The following is a 17,526-nucleotide window of genomic DNA, read 5'->3' on the forward strand; positions in this document are numbered from 1 at the left end:
GAACACGGTCACGCCCGCCGCGCGCGAGCCGGCGAACAATGGCAGGTGGGCGAACCGAGGCCGAACCCCCTCCAGAAGCGGACGGAAACACCAGCGGCCGTGCGAATGCCAAGCTCGATGAGTCGGCCGCACAGAGCGGCCTGAAGAAGCAGCAGAGCGCTAAAATTGGCGCTTGCTGACAACGCCAAGCAGGTTGCGCATCGGCCCCAGCTTCTGGTCGAGGCGCATCATCCAATCGCTTTTCCGCGGTCTCATGCTGTAAGCCGGCGAGGCGTGATCCAGGGGCGGTGCCGTCGCACGACCCGTGCAGGGCCGGCTCAGATTGCTGGCTTCGCGCTCACGCCCGGAAGGACGCCGCCCCCCGGTACGGCCGCTCGCCGAACCGTCGCGTCGCGCTTGCTCGCCTTGGCGCGGTATCGGCTCAGCCATGAGCGGATCGAGTTCGAGCGAGCCCGGCGGTGCGGTCGCGAAACCAATGCTGGTCCCGACGCGGACCTCCCGTCCCTGGATCTGGTACGGTTCCGCGATCGTGTGGTCGATGCGCTCGGCGAGATGCGCGGCTTCATCCGGCTTCAGGATCGGCCCCTGGACGATCACGAACTCGTCGCCGCCGACCCGGGCGACCGCCGCCTTGCCATGCGCGACGGCCCGCAGCCGATCCGCGATCACCTGGAGCAGCTCATCGCCGGCCGCATGTCCGTACTGGTCGTTGACCGGCTTGAGGCCATCCAGATCCAGGCAATGCACGGCGATCGCGTTCCCGCGTGCCTCGGCAAGCACGCCACGGTACGCCTCGCGCAGGCCCAGGCGGTTCAGCAGACGCGTCAGCGGGTCGTTCTTCGCCAGCGTCGCCATATCGTAACGTAGGATAATCTGGCGCCGCGTGTTCAGATAAAGGTACCGGATCGTTTCGAGCCCACCGCACAGGAAGACGGTGAATACCGTCGTGATCGGGATGCTGTTCGAATCGCCCCGGGAAGCCAGTGCCAGGATGGCGGGCACGGTCGCGATGCAGATGGCGATCCCCGCGATGCGGGGCCTGAACGCAATGCGTGTCACCGTCCCCGAACAGTAGCCGAACACGAGCCCGGTCACGAGGACAGGGAGGGCGGGGTCGACGGCGAGGAAACCGCACGCTGCGACGCAGCCGATCAACACCGCGAACCCCCAGGTGAACACGGCGTTCGCCCCCTCCCACCAGGCGGCGCGCTGGCGGTCCCAAGGGCGGTCCTGCCGGGCGCACGGATGACGACGTTTGAGCAGACACTTCGACACGCCGATCAGCGTGCCGGTTCCGGCGATGACCCACAAGATTGAAGACTGGACTCTGAACGCGACGAAGCTCGCAACACCGCAGTAAGTCGCCGCCATGATCGCAGCCGGAAACAGACCCGTCGCGAGCTCATCCACGAGGGCGATGAACAGGCTGTCTGTTTCGGAATCAGAACCGAATCGGCGTGACATCGCCTGTACATCGCGCTTCTACCGCAAAGATTGAAGCGGTCATCGCCAGCGGATCGGCTCACATCTTCGACCCGCTACGGCGTTCTCCTCACGCCGCCGGCTGTTCGATCCCCCGATTCACGGGGCCCAGCCTCATGCGGCCGCGAACCCAGGCGTGACGCGCCCGGTTGATCGGCCGGTCCCACAGCATCCAGATGGCGACGCTGACGATGAAGACCACGCCGAGCGCCAGGAGGGCGTAGGGTAGCCGCTGCAGCGGCGGAAGCTCGCCGAAGTTGTTGTGGACGAAGATGAATGCCGGCCAGTGCATCAGATACACGATGTAGGACAAATCACCGAGCGCCCTGTCCAGCTTGCCCGACTTTACGTGGACTGTGGATAGCGCGAACGGAACCGCCGCCAAGGCAAGAACTAAGTTGAAGACCGGATTGTAGACAAAATTGACGCCCGCATTGCTTCCACCGAGCATCATATCGCGCAACGCAGGAACGCTCAGGCCCAGGCCCAGCATTGCGACGGTGATTCCAGCCGAAGCCAGGGTCAGGGTCCGTGGCGGCACCCATCGCCACCGGGCCGCAGCAGCGCCGATCATGAACAGGACCAGAATCTGCGGAAGCGGTTCCGTCATCACGGCGCCGCTCCTAAAATATAGAATTGCGACCGAGATCGCCGACCAGCAAATGAGAGCGCCGACTGCCACGCGGCGATCGACTTTGTGGAAGAGCAGATAGAGAAGCGGGAACAGAATATAAAATTGAAGTTCGATGTCGAGCGACCAGGCCGGAACGATCGGCAGTTGCGGCAGATTTCTGTACCCGACCACAAACAGACTGGATGCGATCGCTGCGAATTCGGTGGGAATCAGACGGGGATACAGCGCGAACGTGATGGCCGAACACAGCAGGAAGGTCGGTACGATACGCAAGAATCTTGATGTCAGGAATGTGAAATATCTATTTCGTGTACGGGAGTATTGTTTTTCCCACATCACGTAAATCCAATAGCCGCTCAGTACAAAGAATAAGCATACGGCAGCGTCGCCGAGGCTGAGCCGACTGAAATGCTGTACGACGACCACAAGGGCCAGGCACAAGCGGTAGAAACCTGGAAATAACAACGTGCGACGCTCCCGCTTCGGGGATCAGTGTTTATAATGTGAGCCCTACGATCTATATCATATGACACGATAATACAGTCCAATTTGCTGGTGTAATCTACCGACCAGCCCGTTGGCATCGTCGCCTATCCGGCGACGGGGCGGCAGCGCCACGGCGTGGCCGCCGCCGATCCGGTCGCGGCGGCGGGCGTCGGGCGTGCTCACGACATCTGGCCGCGGGCGACGTGCCAGCGGATCGAGAAGCGCACCACGCCCCAGATCACGCCCTCGCCGAGTTCCTCGACCGCGAAGGCCGGCAGATCCGGGTTGCAGAAGGCCAGCCGCGCGACGTTGCCCGCGATCACCATGCGCTTGCAGGACATCTGGCCGTCGATCGCCGCCACGACGATGCTGCCGTGGGCGGCCTTGAGGCTGCGATCCACGCAGGCGAGGTCGCGGTCGTAGATGCCGGCGCCCTCCATGGACGATCCCGCGATGCGCCACAGGAAGGTGGCGGGCGGGTTCGGCACGAGCCAGCGCGGCAGTTCGAGGGCTCCCTCCAGGAAGTCGTCGGCGGGGGACGGGAAGCCGGCGCACAGCGCCTGGCCAATCAGGGGCACGCGGACGGCGTCGGGGCTGCCGACAAGCAACGCGTCGATGCGATGGGTCTGCATCCGCCTCAGGCCGCCCCGGTGAGACAGTACGCATACCCGCGCGAAATCAGCCGGCGCTGCTTCACGAGGCGTTGCTCGGCCGCGTCGAGATCGGTGAGTGCATCCATGATCGCCTGGACGAGCGCCGCCCGGGCGTCGCCAGCCGCGGCCCTAAGATAGGCCGCGGCGATGCCCTCGGCCTCGGACGGGCGGATCTCCACAAGCGAATCGTGCCGTTGGGCGTGCATCCGGTTCACAACCTCGATTAGAACACACCGGGAACAAAGCGGACGGCGAGGCGTGGTTCAATGGCTGTTTCGGATCGCGCGGCGATTGCGGTGGGCGGCTGTGGAGAGGTTGGGAAAACGCCAATGCCGCGGAGGCTTTACCGCTTCCACTGCCTGGGGGGCGGGGACGCCGTGTTCGATCTGCAGGGGCGGTGGCTGTCGAGCATCCGCGAGGTCCGGCAACACGCGGACCGGGTGGCGCTGGGACTGATGACGGGGGTCGGCTGCAACGACTGGACCGTGTGGACCGTGGACGTGCGCGATGCCGCAGGCCGGCCGGTGCTGTTTCGCGCGTTCACCGCCGTGCGGGTGGATGGCCAGCGGGCGTGAGCGGCGGCATGGTGATGAAGACGGCGTTCGTGGTGCAGCCGTTCGAGCTGCACCGGAAGCGGCTGCGGCCGGCCCGGCAGGAGCCGGCGCAGACGGAGAGCGGCGCGCTGAAGAAGGCGGAGAACCTCGCCAAGCGCATGCCGGGCGCGGCGGCGCTGAAGGTGGTGGCCGATGACGAGACCGGCGAGCTGGAGGGCGTCACGATCCTCGGCCAGTGGGGTGAGGTCCCGGAGGATTTCGCGGAGAGCCTGCAGGGAGGCTGACGAGCGCCCCGGTCACGTGACCGCATTGCACCTGCATGAGTCCGCCATCGCCTGGCTCGCTGTGCTGAATGCCACGAAGCGGCAGCCCGCGCCCGAGAACGCGGCGAAGTGGCAGCGCGAGTCAACGACCGCATTAGGTGCCGGCCGCGGCTTCAGCGCCGAGTAACCCGCGGCTATTCGGACAGATTTCGCTGGGACCAACTTTGTCACCGTCGTGTTGTCCAGTCAGATGCTCCTTATTTGATATCGGTGGGACACAATGAACCGTACCATTCTGACGGCTGCGACGATCGTTGGCGCTCTGGCCCTGCTCCCGGCCACAGCCGATGCCCGAGGCTTCGGCGGGGGCGGCTTCCGGGGCGGTGGATTTGGGGGCGGTTTTCACGGGGGCGGCGTCCGTAGCGGCGGTTTTGCAGGGGGTGGATTCCGTGGTGGCGCGGTCAACGGCAATGCTCTGGCCGGCGGCGGAGTCGGTAACGGCCTGGCCGGCCGCGGATTCGGTGGCGGCCTGGGCGTTGGTGGTGCGCGCTTCGGTGGCGTTGGTGCCACCGGGGCTGGATTCGCCAACCGCGGTGCCCTGGGTAACCCGGGCCTCCGTGGCGCCGGTCTCGTCGGGAATCGCGGATTCGCCGGACGGGGCTTTCAGCGCGCCCGCGGCTACGGTTACGGCCGAGGCTACGGTTACGGCGGCCTGGGTCTTGGCGTGGGCCTGGGGCTTGCGGGCGCGGGTCTAGGCTACGGCTACGGGGCCTTCGGGGACGACTACTATGGCGGCGATTACGGACCGGCAAGGTATGGCTATGCGGCCGCCGGCTATGGATCTGGCTACGCCCCAGCGGGCTACGGAACAGACGCCGACACGGACGCAACTTCGTCGGAAGGCTCCGTCAGCTACTGCATCCAGCGCTTCCGCTCATACGATCAGCGCACTGGCACCTACCTCGGCAACGATGGCCGCCGGCATAGCTGCCCGTAACCTCGACGCCACGTTCTAGACCAATGAGGCCCCGGGCAGAGATGCTGCGGGGCCTTCTCTGTTTCAGTCAGGGGAATGCGTGCTCGGATGGGCGCTCGATCTGGTCGCGCCAAGAGGCGACGGTAGCCGAGACGTCGGTCAGGGCTGGGCGATCGGTCATCCCAGCCGGGCTACCACGAGTGCATCAACAGGCGACGGAGATCGGAGGCGTTGGCCGCTCCCTGTTCAGGTGCTCGACCGGCGCAGAGATGACGGGTCGTTCAGGTACGGATCAGCCGTACGGGCATGCGTCTTGGCGAGTATCGCTGCCGCTTACCTGCTCGTCAGCGCTCGGCTTTTCGTCGCACACTGTCTTTTCCTCCGAACCGTCAGCGGCGCACGCAGTTGCCGCCTGACCACGATGGAGGAGAGCACGATGTCGAACCCAGCCAAGGGGCAGCACGGCGACGGCCAGCGCCACAGCACGATGAGCGCTCAGGAACAGAAGGCCGCCGAGGTCCAAGAGGCCGGGAGCGCAAAGGCCGGCGCAGGCCACCCCGAGGTTCTCGAGGGTGGGAAGGCTGAGACACCGACCGAGGGGAAGGGGCATCCCAAGTCGGCTGCATCGAATGCACCGGCAGGTGGAACCAGCGACGCGGCGACGAGCTCAGCGACGGTGGGCAAGGCCGAGAAGGAGGCTGCAGCTGCGGCCGGCTCCGAAAAGGAGCAGCACGGGCGCGGACACCGAAAGTCGGAGTAGGCTTCTCGCACCGCAGATTGCGCGCGGCCCCGCCCCGATCTGATCACGGGGCGGGGGAGCGTCCGATCTCTCCAGCGTGAGCCAAGCCGATACGCGACGTGGCTCGATGTCAGGATGGCGGGCGGCGGTTACCGTGTCGTGCCGACACCAGCTCCGTCACCGTTCCAGACCGGGATTGCCGGCCGAAGCGGGGCGATCGGCATGCTGGAAACCAGCAAGGCTATCATTGCGGCGCGTGAGCTCAGCATGATGGCGGGCGGTTCGCCGGTGAGGGTCCGCCAAGCTGCGATAAAGGCATCACTGGGCATGGCGGCCAGCGTATCGCTTGGAGGGATGGGGTGGTCCGCAGTGCCGTGCGCGGGCGTGTCCATGCATCTCCAATATGGTCAGGCTTTTGTGTGCCGTGACGCTTGCTGAAGAAGATGAATCAGGCGTTGCGGGGTGCGCACGAAAAAGCCCGCCGCGGCGAGCCGGGCGGGCTTTCCAGATCCGAGCTTTGAGGGGGGACATCGCCCGGATCTGCCGACAGGATGCGGCCTGCTGGCAAAAGGGACAGCCCCACGCCCCAACTCATATACCGGCGAACGATGTGGAAGTACTCGCACCAGTGGACCATCGGGCGCTTGCGGCGCAGCTCTGAATGATGGATCGAGCCGGGATCTCATGACCTCGAGCCCCTTATGAAGCTGCGCCTGACCAACCCGTTCGACACGCGCTCAAGACTCGTTCGCACCCCGCTCCCCGGGTTCGACCCGATCTACTACCTGTTCTGGTATTCGGACGTGCGTGCGACAGGCCTGGACCCCTTGCGCCACTACCTCCTCGCGGGTTGGAAGGAAGGGCGGGATCCGAGCGCGGGTTTCAGCACCTCCGGCTATCTGGCCGCGAACCCAGATGTGGATGCAGCCGGCCACAACCCGCTCGTGCATTTCGTGAACACCGGCTTTGCGGAAGGACGTAGCGGCTACGTCAAGGACCCAGCAGCCCCGGCTCCAAGGCCCAAGCACACCGATGAGCCAATGAGGTTGCTGGCGTCACCCAGGGCCTAAGCACGAAAAAGCCCGCCCCGGCGGTGAAGCCGGGCGGGCTGAGATCGTCAGCTGCGGGGATCAGCTCAGTGCGAGCAACGCGCGCAGGCCGCTGGCCTGATCCTCGTAACGATGCGCGCCGCCGATCATCGCACCGTTCGCATCGGTAATGTACCAGCCGCTGTGCACAGCGCTGTCGGGTTTCTCGTGGAAGTCGATGTAGGTGACCTTCAGCATTGCAGGGGCCCTCGGACTGCGTGTGACAGAGCAATGCAGGCCGACCTTCTGGCGTTCCTACAGCAGCGCTTGAGCGGATGAAGAAGCCCCGCGCGGCTGAGCCGTGGGGCTTTAGGGCGATAGAGGAGGCCCAAGGCCGCTTTGCCAGCGCCCGACCAGCTGGGCTGCGAATCGTCCACCACAGCGCGGTTGCTGGCATCGGTAGCTCGGCTATCCTGCCGGGATGCGCACAGCCCTCGCCGCCCTCGCTCTCGTCATCGCTGCCGCTGGGGCCCAGGCCCAGCAGCAGCTTCCGACCGTTCCCGAATTGCTGACCGCCGAACTGAAGGCCGCGCAGGCCTGCGAGGCCGCCGGGGACCCGGCTGTCACCCATGGGCAGTGCCGGCTGCGCGATCGGCTCAGCGGTCGCCTGGCCCAGGCCGGTTACTGCTGGGGCCGCAAGGGACAGACGGACGAGAAGAAGGAGTGGCACGCCTGCCAGCCCGACTCGATCTACGAGGATGACATCGAGGCGGTGCAGCGCTGACAGGGTGAGCCGGAGGGCGGATAAAACCTTCGTCCTCTGCCGCCCGCGGTTTTGCACGACGCCCGCCCTTTGAGGCAGGTCAGGCGCATGGCATGGTGAGACATGGCCTACACCGTCCGCATGCTGTTTCTGAACCAGGGCGAGCCGCCGCCGGCCGAACAACTGAACAGCACCTTCGCCAGCGTGCGTGAGGCTTGGGACGCGGGAACCGCCCGGGTCTTGGCGCTGCAGCTCCGCTCCACTGAGACGGCCTTTCAGGTGCTCGACGAGAGCGGTCAGATCGTGGACGTGACCACCGGACAGATCGATCGCTGACGCTCAATCCGCCTGTCGCATCCGCGTGCCCCTCCCTCTGCCCCGCCCCGATCTGATCACGGGGCGGGGGAGCGTCCGATCTCACCAGCCTCTGAGCTGACACGCAGCGCGGCTCAGAACTCAGGGTGACCGATGGCAGTGAGCGGGTCGTTCGGGGCCGACGCTGCAGCTGTTCCGCGCCGGGATTCTGGGCACGACAAGGCCCGCGCCGGCGATCCGGGCGGGCGGGAGATGGATCGCAGCCAGATGATGCGTCAGCCTTAACGCTGTGCGCCGGCACGCGATCTGCGGTTCTGCCATACTCGAAACTAGGCTCTTCAATCACCGAAAGGCAAAACGTCGTACTAAACCGCCGCATGCTTTTCGAATTCGACGATCTTGTTTGCGATCGCCCCAGTCTGCCAAATTCTGGAGTCCAAGAATCTTTTGGCTCGCTGCTGTATCATATAGCGGACCACTGTCCGTCTTGGCATTGGCCGATAGAAATCCTTCAAATGCGGATGAGCACTGATAATATCAGTATAAGGACTGTAGCCGGCTTTACCCCACGGTATGAACGGCCCATGCCAAGGCCTCGGGTTCGACATAAAATGCTTTATGTGTACGTCCCTCAGGCCGTTATATTCAAAGTTTGTAAAAAATGCAGGGTAATTCCACTTCAGAGAAATCAGACTTATTCGATCACCAAATGCGACATTCATTGCATCCTGCTCTGTGAATACGTATTGCGCTAAGTTTCTCTCGCACAACTTTTGAATTTCTTGATCGATGGCTTTAAGGTCGGATCTCGCAACACGAAAGACTCCGGAATTTATATAGCGTGCTGCGATACCGCTGCTCAATCCGATCGACCGAAGGTAAGCTGTCGTCTTTCTTGATAATCGATCAGGTTCGCCGCAAAGAAGAGCCATAGGATCTGGCGCAGCAAATATTCTTCCCGAAGGAAGCGGCGCCTCGATGAGCGGATCGATGTCAGCATGGATCTGAGTGTCGCCGTCAATGTGAATGACATTGCCATAACGCTTGTCAAGTATCGCGTCTAAAAAATGCCTGGCCATATAGATTGGCAAATTGCCGATTTCCCGCCTGTCATGAAATTGCACCCGTACATCATATTCGGCTGCAATTTGTTGTAAAAATTTTTTGTCCTGAGGCTGAAAGTCGAAACCAAGGATCAGGACATCGGCCTTCCCTTTGGAGATATGTCTTCGAGCTTGAGCTGCACTGAGGAGAGTGGGTAGAAAGTAATACTTGTCAGTTGTGTAGCAAAAGCAGCAATCGGACATAAGGGTTCCCATTGAGCAATTGCCGCTCGTTACGTCGCTCTGCTCATAGCTCAGGTTTGAATACCCTCGCAACGTAGACATGCGGTTTTGAGTAGTAAAAGGCGGCGGTTGATGGCAATTTGCTAAGCGAAATCGAAGAACCAGCCTCCGATGACAAGCGCATGAAAAAGCCCCGCGCGGCGGAGCCGGCGAGGCTGACTGGATCCTCGGACCGATCGCCGACCGTCGCAAGTGGTGGGCCAGCGACGGCAAATCGCTCGCCCCTGCTTCAAACACCTCCATCGCGAGACCACCCGCCACGGCGAGACCGTCTGGTACTTCCGCCGCGGGTCGGGGCCGTGCACGCATTTGTGCGCCCCACTCGGAGCGACGGCGTTCTGGGCCGAATACGAGGCGGCGCTGATCGGTAGGCTGGCACCGGAAGCAAAGGGCGTCCCCACGGGGCCAACAACGGGCTCAAGACGATGCGTGGTCTCTTCGCCTTCGCGGCGGAGCGCGAATACCTCCAGGCCGATCCGACGCGCGGCTTGAAGCTGCTGAACGGCCCGAACAACCGCAACGGCTTCCACACCTGGACCGACGAGGAGGTCGCGCGCTTCAAGGTGCGCTGGTCGGTCGGCACCCGCGAGCGCCTGGCGCTCGACCTCCTGTTCTACACCGATCTCCGTCGGGGCGACGCCGCGCGGGTCGGCCGCCCGCATGTGCGTGACGGCCGAATCCGAACTCAAACGGAGAAGATAGGCCAAGAGGTCACGATTCGGATCCTGCCACCGCTCGCGGACTCGATCGCCGCAAGTCCCGCGGGCGATCTGACGGACGTCGCGGGCGGGCGCGGCCGGCCGATGACGAAGGAGAGCTTCGGCAACTGGTTCCGTGACGCCTGCGCCAAGGCCGGCGTGCCGGGCCGGGCGCATGGGCTGCGCACGGCGTGCCGCGGAGAACGGCGCGACCGACGCCGAGCTGAATGCATGGTTCGGCTGGGCTGGGGGCAGCCGTGAGAGTGCCACCTACGTGCGCGGAGCAAACAGAAGGAAGCTCGCCGAGCACATCGCCGCCCGCTGGACGAGCACCGCTGTTCCCGCACCTCAGCACCCGGTGCGGGAGCGAGAGCAGAAAAGCCAGCAGGCACAAGATGTTGTAAAGTGGATGGCTCCCCGAGCAGGACTCGAACCTGCGACAAGGCGATTAACAGTCGCCTGCTCTACCAACTGAGCTATCGGGGATCACGGTCGCGTTCGTACACATCGCGGCTGTCGGACGCAAGGGGTTTGATGGCGATCGGTGCGTGCGTGGAGACATCTTTGCAGCGTCGCGCGGCCGGACCGTCCCTCGGGCGTTCACGCCGCGCAGTCCTGCATGTGCGGATGGTACGCAGCCGATCCAACTCACGACGAAAGCCACGCAGCACAAAGGCGCCGCAATATGGTTTCGAGGTTTCCCAAGCCGAGCCGATCGTTTGCGCACCGAAAGCTGCCGCACGCATCCACCGCCGGATCGTGGCACTGAGCAAAGTCGGGCTACAAGATATCGAAGCGATCGCTGTAATTTAGACGCGCGACAAAATAATTTACCCGGCTTAAACGTGCTTAGTATCAATACTTAAGGCAAAATGGTAACTGAGTATCACAAACGATCGTTTTTTATGCCTTTGCCGGCTATGTTCAACTGTGCTCCCGTCGGAACTACGCTATGGCTGCCGTGATCCAGCCCTGAAGCGGAAGCGGCCTCGCCTCGATGCGCATATCCCTCGGCCTCAAGCTCTCGGTCGTCGTCGGCCTCCTGGCCGTCGTTGGCGTCGGGATCGCGCTATTCGCCCTGCGCCAGTCCGCTTTGGAGCAAGAGCGTGCCGCCGCCACCGACAAGATCTGGAATGCCGGGCTCCAGGCCGGTGCCCTCGGGCAGGCAATCGAGCATGCCGTGGTTCAGGCGACGGCGCTCTTCACGTCGGAGGACGTGACGGAGGCCCGGACGCGCCTGTCCGCGCTGCATGAGGCCCTCGCCACCGTCGAGCAGGTGCGCGTGCCGTTCCTTGCGGCGATGGAAGATCAGCTTCCGGAGGATCGCCGCCGCCGCTTCGATCTGTTCGTCAAGGAATTCATCGCCTATCAGAACGACACCGCCGAGCTGGGCCTCACCGTCTCGCCGAAGGCCGCCCTGATCCAGGCGACCGACGAAGCGACGGTGAAGAACCGCGAGCACATGGTCGCCGAAATCGGCCTGCTGGGGCGCGAGGTGCTGAACCGCCTCAACGCCCGCCGCGCCGCGGATGCCGCAGACCGACGGCAGGCGCGGATCACGCTGATCACCGTGCCGGCCCTGGCCCTCGCCATGGGGCTGCTCGCCGCGATCGGGATCATCGTCACGCAGGTTCGGCATCCCCTGCACCGGCTGAAGGCCAGCATGACGGCGCTCGCCGCCAACGACCTGGGGCACGCGATTCCGTTCACGCATCGCCGTGACGAGATCGGCGAGATGGCCGGGTCGATCGCGGCCTTCCAGAGAGCCCTGATCGAAAAAAGCGCTCTCGACGCCGAGGCTCAAACTCGGCGCGACCGCGACCGTAGCCGGGCCGAGACGCTGGCGGCGGCAACGCACGACTTCGAGGTCGAGACCCGGCGTGCGGTCGCCGATCTCGCGGGTTCGGTCGAGGCGATGCAGGCGGCGGCCGATACGCTCTCGGGCAACGCCGGTGACGTGGCGGCCCGGGCGACCGTGGTGGCGGACACCTCCAGCCAGACGGCGGGCATCGTCGACAGCATCGCGAGCGCGGCCGAGGAGCTCTCGGCCTCGGCCCGCGAGATCGAGGGGCGGGTCCGGAACACCAGCGAGATCGCATCGACGGCGCTGGCCGATACGCGCGGCCTGGAGGAGACGGTCCGCTCGCTCTCCCAGGCCGCGGAGGAGATCGGCGCGGTCGTGACCCTGATCCGTGACGTCGCTGAGCAGACCAATCTGCTGGCGCTCAACGCCACCATCGAGGCCGCCCGCGCGGGCGCTGCCGGCCGCGGCTTCGCGGTGGTCGCCGCGGAGGTCAAGGCGCTCGCCGGCCAGACCGCACTCGCCACCGACCGCATCACCGGCCAAGTCGGATCGATCCAGGGCGCCGCCGACCGGACCTCCAGCGCCATCGAGACGATCGCGCAGACGATCGCCCGCATGAGCCTGATCGCATCCGAGGTCGCGGAAGCGACCGATCAACAGGGCAATGCCAGCCAGGAGATCGCGCGCGCCATCTTCAACGCGGCCGCGGACGCGCGAAAGGTGTCGGAGAGCGTCGCCGGCGTCCGGGCCGCCGCCGCCTCCAACGACGTTCAGGCCGGCCAAGTACGCGGCAGCGCCGCGCGGGTGAACACCGGCACGCACAGCCTGCAGCAGGCGATCGAGACCTACATGCTTCAGGTCCACGGCGCCTGACGCCGCGGCCCCGAGGGGCTTTCAGGACGATCCGAAAGGTTGGCTAAAACCCTCTGCCGGTCGCGGTGGCCGGCTCAAGGCCAAAAACCGCGATAGCGTAGGCCATCCGCGAGGATCGATGTCAGGTGAGAAAATGGAGGCCTCGCCCGGAATCGAACCGGGGTGCAAGGATTTGCAGTCCTCTGCGTAACCACTCCGCCACGAGGCCGTACCAACGACGCATCGGCGCCGTGCGGAGCTTGGCGGACAGCTCCGGGTGCGCGTCTCTAGCAGAGGTCGACGGCCGCAGGCAACGGCTTCGACTCGATCGAATCGCAGGATCGTTTCAACTCTGCCAAACCCGCGGCATCGGTAGGCCGCGATAGAAGGTGAGAAAGCGGGCCGTCAGGGTCCGCAGGGGACCGACGCGATGCGCGAGGGCGCGTACCACGAGATGCCCGTTCCAGGCGCTCGCCGCCGCCTCGATCCCGGATTGATTGCTGTCTGCCAAGATCGCACGCGCCTTATCGAGGCGTGCTTCGGACCCGTCGGAGACGTCGAGCAGCGTCGCGCAGGCGCAAGCGCCGCCGCCGATCGCCGGGCGGGCCAGGAGATCGCTGATCGGGCCCTCGAGCAGGAGGTTGTCGGCGTAGACGAGCCGGCCGGCCCGGCGCACGCGCCACGAATCGTGGAACAGACCGGCGGTGATCCGCTCATTCCGGGCGGCGCGACCGAAGACGACGATCTCCACGGCAAGCAGGGACGCTCCGAGGTCGAGATCGGCCTCGAAAGACCGACGGATCCTGGCCTGATCGAACAGGATCGTCTCTTGCGGCAGCCAAGCCAGCCGAGCCCCTGCCCTCAGGCCCAAGCGGTTCTCGATATGGCTCACCGGCCCGTCCGAGCGGTAGATTTTCTCGGCCGCCGTCGTGGTGAGCACGAGATCGGCCTCTGGTTCGAGGTCGAGCCTAATCGAGAAGGTATCGCCGCACGCCACACCCCCGGCCGTGTTCACGAGCACGGCTTCCAGGGCCCCTTCCCCCCGCGGGAATCGCAGGCGCGAGGGGCCCGCCTCCGACAGGTCGAGGATTCGCGTCGCCCCACCCGCGCTTGCCGGTCCGGCCCGGAGGTGGACGCGGCCGTTCGAGCGCTGGCGTGCCGGCGCCGTCCCGACAGCCCGGCCCGCATCCAGGAGAGGACTATGCATCACGTCCGCTCAGCCGGGTCGCTCGGCACCGCCTCGATCGGCACGGTCGGGCGATCGAGGATGCGGCGCCCGAACAGGCTCGCCGCCAACTCGACCAGCACCTTGGCGCTGCGGCCGCGCTCGTCGAGGAACGGGTTGAGCTCCACGATGTCCAGTGAGCGCACGAGGCCGGAATCGTGCAGCATCTCCATGATCAGGTGGGCTTCGCGGAACGTAGCGCCACCCGGAACCGTCGTGCCGACCCCTGGGGCGATGGCGGGATCGAGGAAATCGATATCGAAGCTGACGTGGAGGTGCGCGCCCTGTTCTGCGACCTGCGCGAGGATTTTTCGCAAGGGCGCGACGACGCCGAACTCGTCGATCGTGCGCATGTCGGTGACCCCAACGCGCCGGGCCGTGACCAGGGCTCGCTCGCCGGCATCGATGGACCGCAGGCCGAACAGGTGGACGTTGCTGGGGCTGAGCGCGGGCGGGGCCGGTTCGGTGAACAGGAGCGGGAAGCCCGCCTCGCCGCATAAAGCCGCGAGCGGCATACCGTGGACGTTGCCGGAGGGTGAGGTCTCCGGCGTGTTGAAGTCGGCATGGGCATCGAGCCAAAGCACGAAGAGCGGGCGGCCCCTTCGGGCGCAGTGGCGCATGACGCCGTCGATCGATCCGAGGGAGAGGCTGTGGTCGCCACCGGCTGTCAGGGGCACCGCGCCCTGATCGAGCGCGTCCTCGACCGCACGCGACAGGGCACGCGTCCAGGCGGCCACGGCGGCGAGCCCACGCCCTCCCGCCGGCCCGTCGGGGGCGATATCGCCGTGATCGGTGACCGAACAGCCGAGATCGGACAGGGCGCGGACGAGGCCGGCAGTGCGTAGAGCCGCCGGTCCCATCAGTGCGCCAGCCTCGCTGGTCCCAACCTCGATCGGCGCGCCGATCAGCGCAATGCGGTCCCCGCCGGAGCTGGCCTCGCTCGTCATCCCATCTCCTTCAGGTCTCTGCACCCCTTCGCTCTAGCAGGCGTCGGGCCGCTCTTCGATGACGCATCGCGGGTGCGACGGCGAAGCGGTCGGACATGGGGCTGGTCCAAAACGGGGTGTGCCTGCGTTCGAGAACAGTATTAGGGCCGCGCGAAGCGGCACATTCAATATTTCATCGGTGACCTTGTGTTCCACACGAGTAAAAATGTGATCGGCACTATCCTTCGCCGTACTGGCCCGCCGCTGTGGAACTGTAATGCCGCCGGAAAACCACGAAGAGTTATCTCCGTCACGGAAAATTAGAAATTTGATGCGATATCAGGGGGAATCGTGTCCAAATGAGATCTTTAACGAACATGACGTGGTTATCTCGGCTCAGCGTCCGTCTTCCCGCGATGATCATCGGCTTGGCATTGCTCAGCGCGACCGTCATGGGGGGCTTCAGCTGGTATACGGCACGGTCAGGACTGATTGGTGCAGCCCAAGAGCGTCTGCAACTCGCGGCGGCAGCTCGCCGGGACGGCATCGAACTCCTGGCGGATCGGATGCAGGCGGACCTGCTGGCTGTCGCGGCCCATCCCCAGATCGTGTCCAACTTCCCGGACCTGATCGAAACCCTCGATCTCGCGAAGCCGGACACCGCCGCGCTCGTCGAGGCGTTCCGGGCGCCGCAGACGGTCGACGCACGGGTCGCGCTCGACGGCAGCGGCATGCCCGCGATGTACGCACGTCGGCACGTCAAGGTGCAGGAGGTGGCGCGCAAGCTCGTTGCTCAGCCGGGTTACGCGGATCTGATCTTCGTCGATGAGGGCGGCCGGGTCGTCTACACGGCCACGAAGGGTGGCGATTTCGCCAAGTCGATCGCGGATCCCGATCTGGCCGGAACCGGCCTCGCGCGCCTCGTCGCGCGGCTCAAGGCGGCCGAACCGGGCACGGTCCTGTTCGAGGATTTCGGCGCCTACCCGGTGGACGGTGTTCCGGCCGCTTTCATCGGGCGCACCATGACCAAGCGCGCCAATGTCGCCATGGGGACCGCACAGGCGGCGGAGCCGATCGGCGCCATCGTCATGCGTGTTACCCCGGTTCTGTTCGACCAGACGCTCGCCAAGCGCGACGGGCTCGGCGAGACGGGGCAGATCTTCGCGGCCGGCGCCGATGGCCGCCTGCGCAGCAATCCGCCGCTGAACCCAGCGCTGAAGGCCGGCGGCAGCCTCGCGCAGCTCGGCCTCGCCGCCGATCGCGTGAAGGCCGGCGGCACCCTCGCCTTCACGGCCGCGGATGGATCTCATCTTGCGGCGGCTTCGTCGCTCACCGTGCTGGGCGCCCCCTGGACGGTGGTGGCGGAGCAGTCGGAGGCCGAAGCGACCGCGGCTGTTCGCGCCCTCTCGTTCACCCTGGTCGTGATCGGCCTCTGCATCCTAGCGGCGACGGCCGTACTGGGGCTCCTGCTGGCCCGTTCGATCGTGGCGCCGCTCGGTGCCCTGACCCGTGCGCTGAAGGCGCTCGCCGACCGTCAGGCGCTCGACGATGTGCCCGGTAGCAAGCGGCGGGACGAGATCGGCGACATCGCCCGCGCTGTCGTGACGATCCACGAGATGTCGTTGGAGGATGCCGCACAGCAATTGCAGACCCGCGAGGCCGGGCGCCTGCGGGAGGAGCAGAACCGGCGGGCCATGCTGCAGGACCTTGCCGACGGGTTCGAACAGTCGGTCGGCGGGATCGCCGGTGACCTGACCGAGGCCGTGTCGGCGCTTCAGGATGCATCCGGTGCCATGCGCGTGGCGGTTGCCGGCACCTCCGAACGTTCGACCAGCGTCGCCGCTGCGGCGCGGCAGACGTCCGACAATGTGGATTCCGTCGCGGCCGCGGCCGAGGAACTCGGGGCCACGGTGCGGGAGATCGGCCGTCAGGTCGAGCAGGCCACCGGCCTGTCGGCCGCGGCCGTCGGCGAGGCCCGGCGCGCCGAGCAGACCATGACCGATCTCGCCACGGCGGCAACACGAATCGGCGATGTCGTCGGGATCGTCTCGACCATCGCCGGTCAGACCAATCTGCTGGCGCTCAACGCCACGATCGAGGCGGCCCGGGCCGGTGAAGCGGGACGCGGCTTCGCGGTGGTTGCCGCCGAGGTCAAGGAACTCGCCACCCAAACCAGCCGCGCCACCGACGAGATCGGCCGGCAGGTCGCCGCGATCCAGACCGTCACCGGAGATGCCGTCTCGGCCATCCGCGGGGTCGCATCGCAGATCGAGGCCATGAACGAAGTGTCGACCGGCATCGCCGCCGCCGTGGACCAGCAGGGCGTCACCACCCAGGATATCGTCCGCAGCATGAGTCAGGCCTCGGCTGGAACCGGCATGATGACGACCGACATCGCCGAGGTCGCCCGGGTTGCCGACGGTGCCGGCCACGCTGCCGGATCGGTGGCACGGGCGTCGGACACGCTGGCGGCGCGGGCGGAGCAACTGCGTGCCCAGGTCACCCAGTTCCTGGGCCACATCCGGGCAGCCTGAAAGCAATCGGAATCGCGGTCCGTTAAATGCGCGACAGGCCCCCTCTCCCGTGCGGAGAGAGGGCCTGCGCTCGACCCTGAACCTGTGCCGCCTGACCCAAAATGTGACACCGGTAAGCCCGTGCTGAAGGGTGCTAGAGGGAGCGATAAAAACTCTTAGGATCGAGCACGCCGGCACCGCGCCACACGCGGACGGATCTGATCGCTCGCTTCGCTTCCTGCGCACGCAGAGTTCGCTTCCACGGGGGC

18 protein-coding genes and 2 tRNA genes are annotated in these 17,526 nt (G+C 65.6%); 10 read left to right on the forward strand and 10 right to left on the reverse strand.

Going from position 1 to position 17,526, the window contains the following annotated elements:
* Nucleotides 1-159 precede the first annotated feature (159 nt).
* The 4 genes from MKK84_RS14655 to MKK84_RS14670 form a co-directional block, all read right to left on the reverse strand.
* Nucleotides 160-1,464 carry a GGDEF domain-containing protein gene (locus MKK84_RS14655; protein ID WP_243920829.1) on the reverse strand — a complete coding sequence of 435 codons (1,305 nt, stop codon included), beginning with the start codon at nt 1,462-1,464 and terminating at the stop codon, nt 160-162.
* A gap of 88 nt (nt 1,465-1,552) precedes the next feature.
* Nucleotides 1,553-2,557, reverse strand: a complete 1,005-nt coding sequence (locus tag MKK84_RS14660; RefSeq protein ID WP_243920831.1) for an acyltransferase family protein — start codon at nt 2,555-2,557, stop codon at nt 1,553-1,555.
* Nucleotides 2,558-2,781: 224 nt separating this feature from the next.
* Nucleotides 2,782-3,234 carry a LexA family protein gene (locus MKK84_RS14665; protein ID WP_243920833.1) on the reverse strand — a complete coding sequence of 151 codons (453 nt, stop codon included), beginning with the start codon at nt 3,232-3,234 and terminating at the stop codon, nt 2,782-2,784.
* Nucleotides 3,235-3,239: 5 nt separating this feature from the next.
* Complete coding sequence (locus MKK84_RS14670; protein ID WP_243920835.1) at nt 3,240-3,461, reverse strand: hypothetical protein; 222 nt, start codon at nt 3,459-3,461, stop codon at nt 3,240-3,242.
* A gap of 123 nt (nt 3,462-3,584) precedes the next feature.
* Here MKK84_RS14670 and MKK84_RS14675 point away from each other — a divergent pair, with 123 nt between their 5' ends.
* The 5 genes from MKK84_RS14675 (at nt 3,585) to MKK84_RS14695 (ending at nt 6,857) form a co-directional block, all read left to right on the forward strand.
* Nucleotides 3,585-3,830 carry a DUF6894 family protein gene (locus tag MKK84_RS14675; protein ID WP_279599530.1) on the forward strand — a complete coding sequence of 82 codons (246 nt, stop codon included), beginning with the start codon at nt 3,585-3,587 and terminating at the stop codon, nt 3,828-3,830.
* A gap of 8 nt (nt 3,831-3,838) precedes the next feature.
* Complete coding sequence (locus MKK84_RS14680; RefSeq protein WP_243920839.1) at nt 3,839-4,093, forward strand: hypothetical protein; 255 nt, start codon at nt 3,839-3,841, stop codon at nt 4,091-4,093.
* A gap of 259 nt (nt 4,094-4,352) precedes the next feature.
* Nucleotides 4,353-5,069 carry a BA14K family protein gene (locus tag MKK84_RS14685; protein ID WP_243920841.1) on the forward strand — a complete coding sequence of 239 codons (717 nt, stop codon included), beginning with the start codon at nt 4,353-4,355 and terminating at the stop codon, nt 5,067-5,069.
* Nucleotides 5,070-5,484: 415 nt separating this feature from the next.
* A complete protein-coding gene (locus MKK84_RS14690; protein WP_243920843.1) occupies nt 5,485-5,808 on the forward strand; it encodes a hypothetical protein in 324 nt (107 codons plus the stop codon).
* Nucleotides 5,809-6,488: 680 nt separating this feature from the next.
* Complete coding sequence (locus MKK84_RS14695) at nt 6,489-6,857, forward strand: hypothetical protein (protein WP_243920845.1); 369 nt, start codon at nt 6,489-6,491, stop codon at nt 6,855-6,857.
* Between the two features lie 60 nt (nt 6,858-6,917).
* Here the strand turns inward: MKK84_RS14695 and MKK84_RS14700 are convergent, their stop codons facing one another.
* Nucleotides 6,918-7,073, reverse strand: a complete 156-nt coding sequence (locus MKK84_RS14700; protein WP_243920847.1) for a hypothetical protein — start codon at nt 7,071-7,073, stop codon at nt 6,918-6,920.
* Nucleotides 7,074-7,296: 223 nt separating this feature from the next.
* Between MKK84_RS14700 and MKK84_RS14705 the strand changes: the two genes are divergently transcribed.
* Nucleotides 7,297-7,599, forward strand: coding sequence for a hypothetical protein (locus MKK84_RS14705; protein WP_243920849.1), 303 nt, complete (start codon nt 7,297-7,299; stop codon nt 7,597-7,599).
* Between the two features lie 102 nt (nt 7,600-7,701).
* Nucleotides 7,702-7,914 (forward strand): hypothetical protein, encoded by a 213-nt coding sequence (locus tag MKK84_RS14710; RefSeq protein WP_243920851.1) that lies wholly within the window; start codon nt 7,702-7,704, stop codon nt 7,912-7,914.
* Nucleotides 7,915-8,258: 344 nt separating this feature from the next.
* Here MKK84_RS14710 and MKK84_RS14715 read toward each other — a convergent pair whose 3' ends face one another.
* A complete protein-coding gene (locus tag MKK84_RS14715) occupies nt 8,259-9,500 on the reverse strand; it encodes a glycosyltransferase family 8 protein (protein WP_243920854.1) in 1,242 nt (413 codons plus the stop codon).
* Between the two features lie 164 nt (nt 9,501-9,664).
* On the opposite strand from MKK84_RS14715, the gene MKK84_RS14720 reads away from it, so the two are divergent.
* Complete coding sequence (locus MKK84_RS14720) at nt 9,665-10,198, forward strand: hypothetical protein (RefSeq protein ID WP_243920856.1); 534 nt, start codon at nt 9,665-9,667, stop codon at nt 10,196-10,198.
* A gap of 149 nt (nt 10,199-10,347) precedes the next feature.
* Here the strand turns inward: MKK84_RS14720 and MKK84_RS14725 are convergent.
* Nucleotides 10,348-10,423 (reverse strand) — tRNA-Asn (locus MKK84_RS14725).
* A 511-nt stretch (nt 10,424-10,934) separates the two neighbouring features.
* Here MKK84_RS14725 and MKK84_RS14730 point away from each other — a divergent pair.
* The gene (locus MKK84_RS14730) at nt 10,935-12,614 is read left to right on the forward strand and encodes a methyl-accepting chemotaxis protein (protein WP_243920858.1); all 1,680 of its coding nucleotides are present in this window, start codon (nt 10,935-10,937) and stop codon (nt 12,612-12,614) included.
* Between the two features lie 134 nt (nt 12,615-12,748).
* Here the strand turns inward: MKK84_RS14730 and MKK84_RS14735 are convergent.
* The 3 genes from MKK84_RS14735 to rocF all read right to left on the reverse strand — a co-directional run bounded on the left by MKK84_RS14735 (nt 12,749) and on the right by rocF (nt 14,765).
* A tRNA-Cys gene (locus tag MKK84_RS14735) sits at nt 12,749-12,822 on the reverse strand.
* 117 nt (nt 12,823-12,939) lie between these two features.
* Nucleotides 12,940-13,800, reverse strand: a complete 861-nt coding sequence (locus MKK84_RS14740) for an urease accessory protein UreD (protein WP_243920860.1) — start codon at nt 13,798-13,800, stop codon at nt 12,940-12,942.
* Nucleotides 13,800-14,765: an arginase gene (rocF, locus tag MKK84_RS14745; RefSeq protein WP_243920862.1), complete on the reverse strand. Its 966-nt coding sequence runs from the start codon at nt 14,763-14,765 to the stop codon at nt 13,800-13,802. Before rocF ends, MKK84_RS14740 begins: the two co-directional genes overlap by 1 nt.
* A gap of 356 nt (nt 14,766-15,121) precedes the next feature.
* Between rocF and MKK84_RS14750 the strand changes: the two genes are divergently transcribed.
* Nucleotides 15,122-17,278 (forward strand): methyl-accepting chemotaxis protein, encoded by a 2,157-nt coding sequence (locus MKK84_RS14750; protein ID WP_243920864.1) that lies wholly within the window; start codon nt 15,122-15,124, stop codon nt 17,276-17,278.
* Nucleotides 17,279-17,526: the final 248 nt, after the last annotated feature.

The organism is Methylobacterium sp. E-065, from assembly GCF_022829605.1.
Classification (GTDB): domain Bacteria; phylum Pseudomonadota; class Alphaproteobacteria; order Rhizobiales; family Beijerinckiaceae; genus Methylobacterium.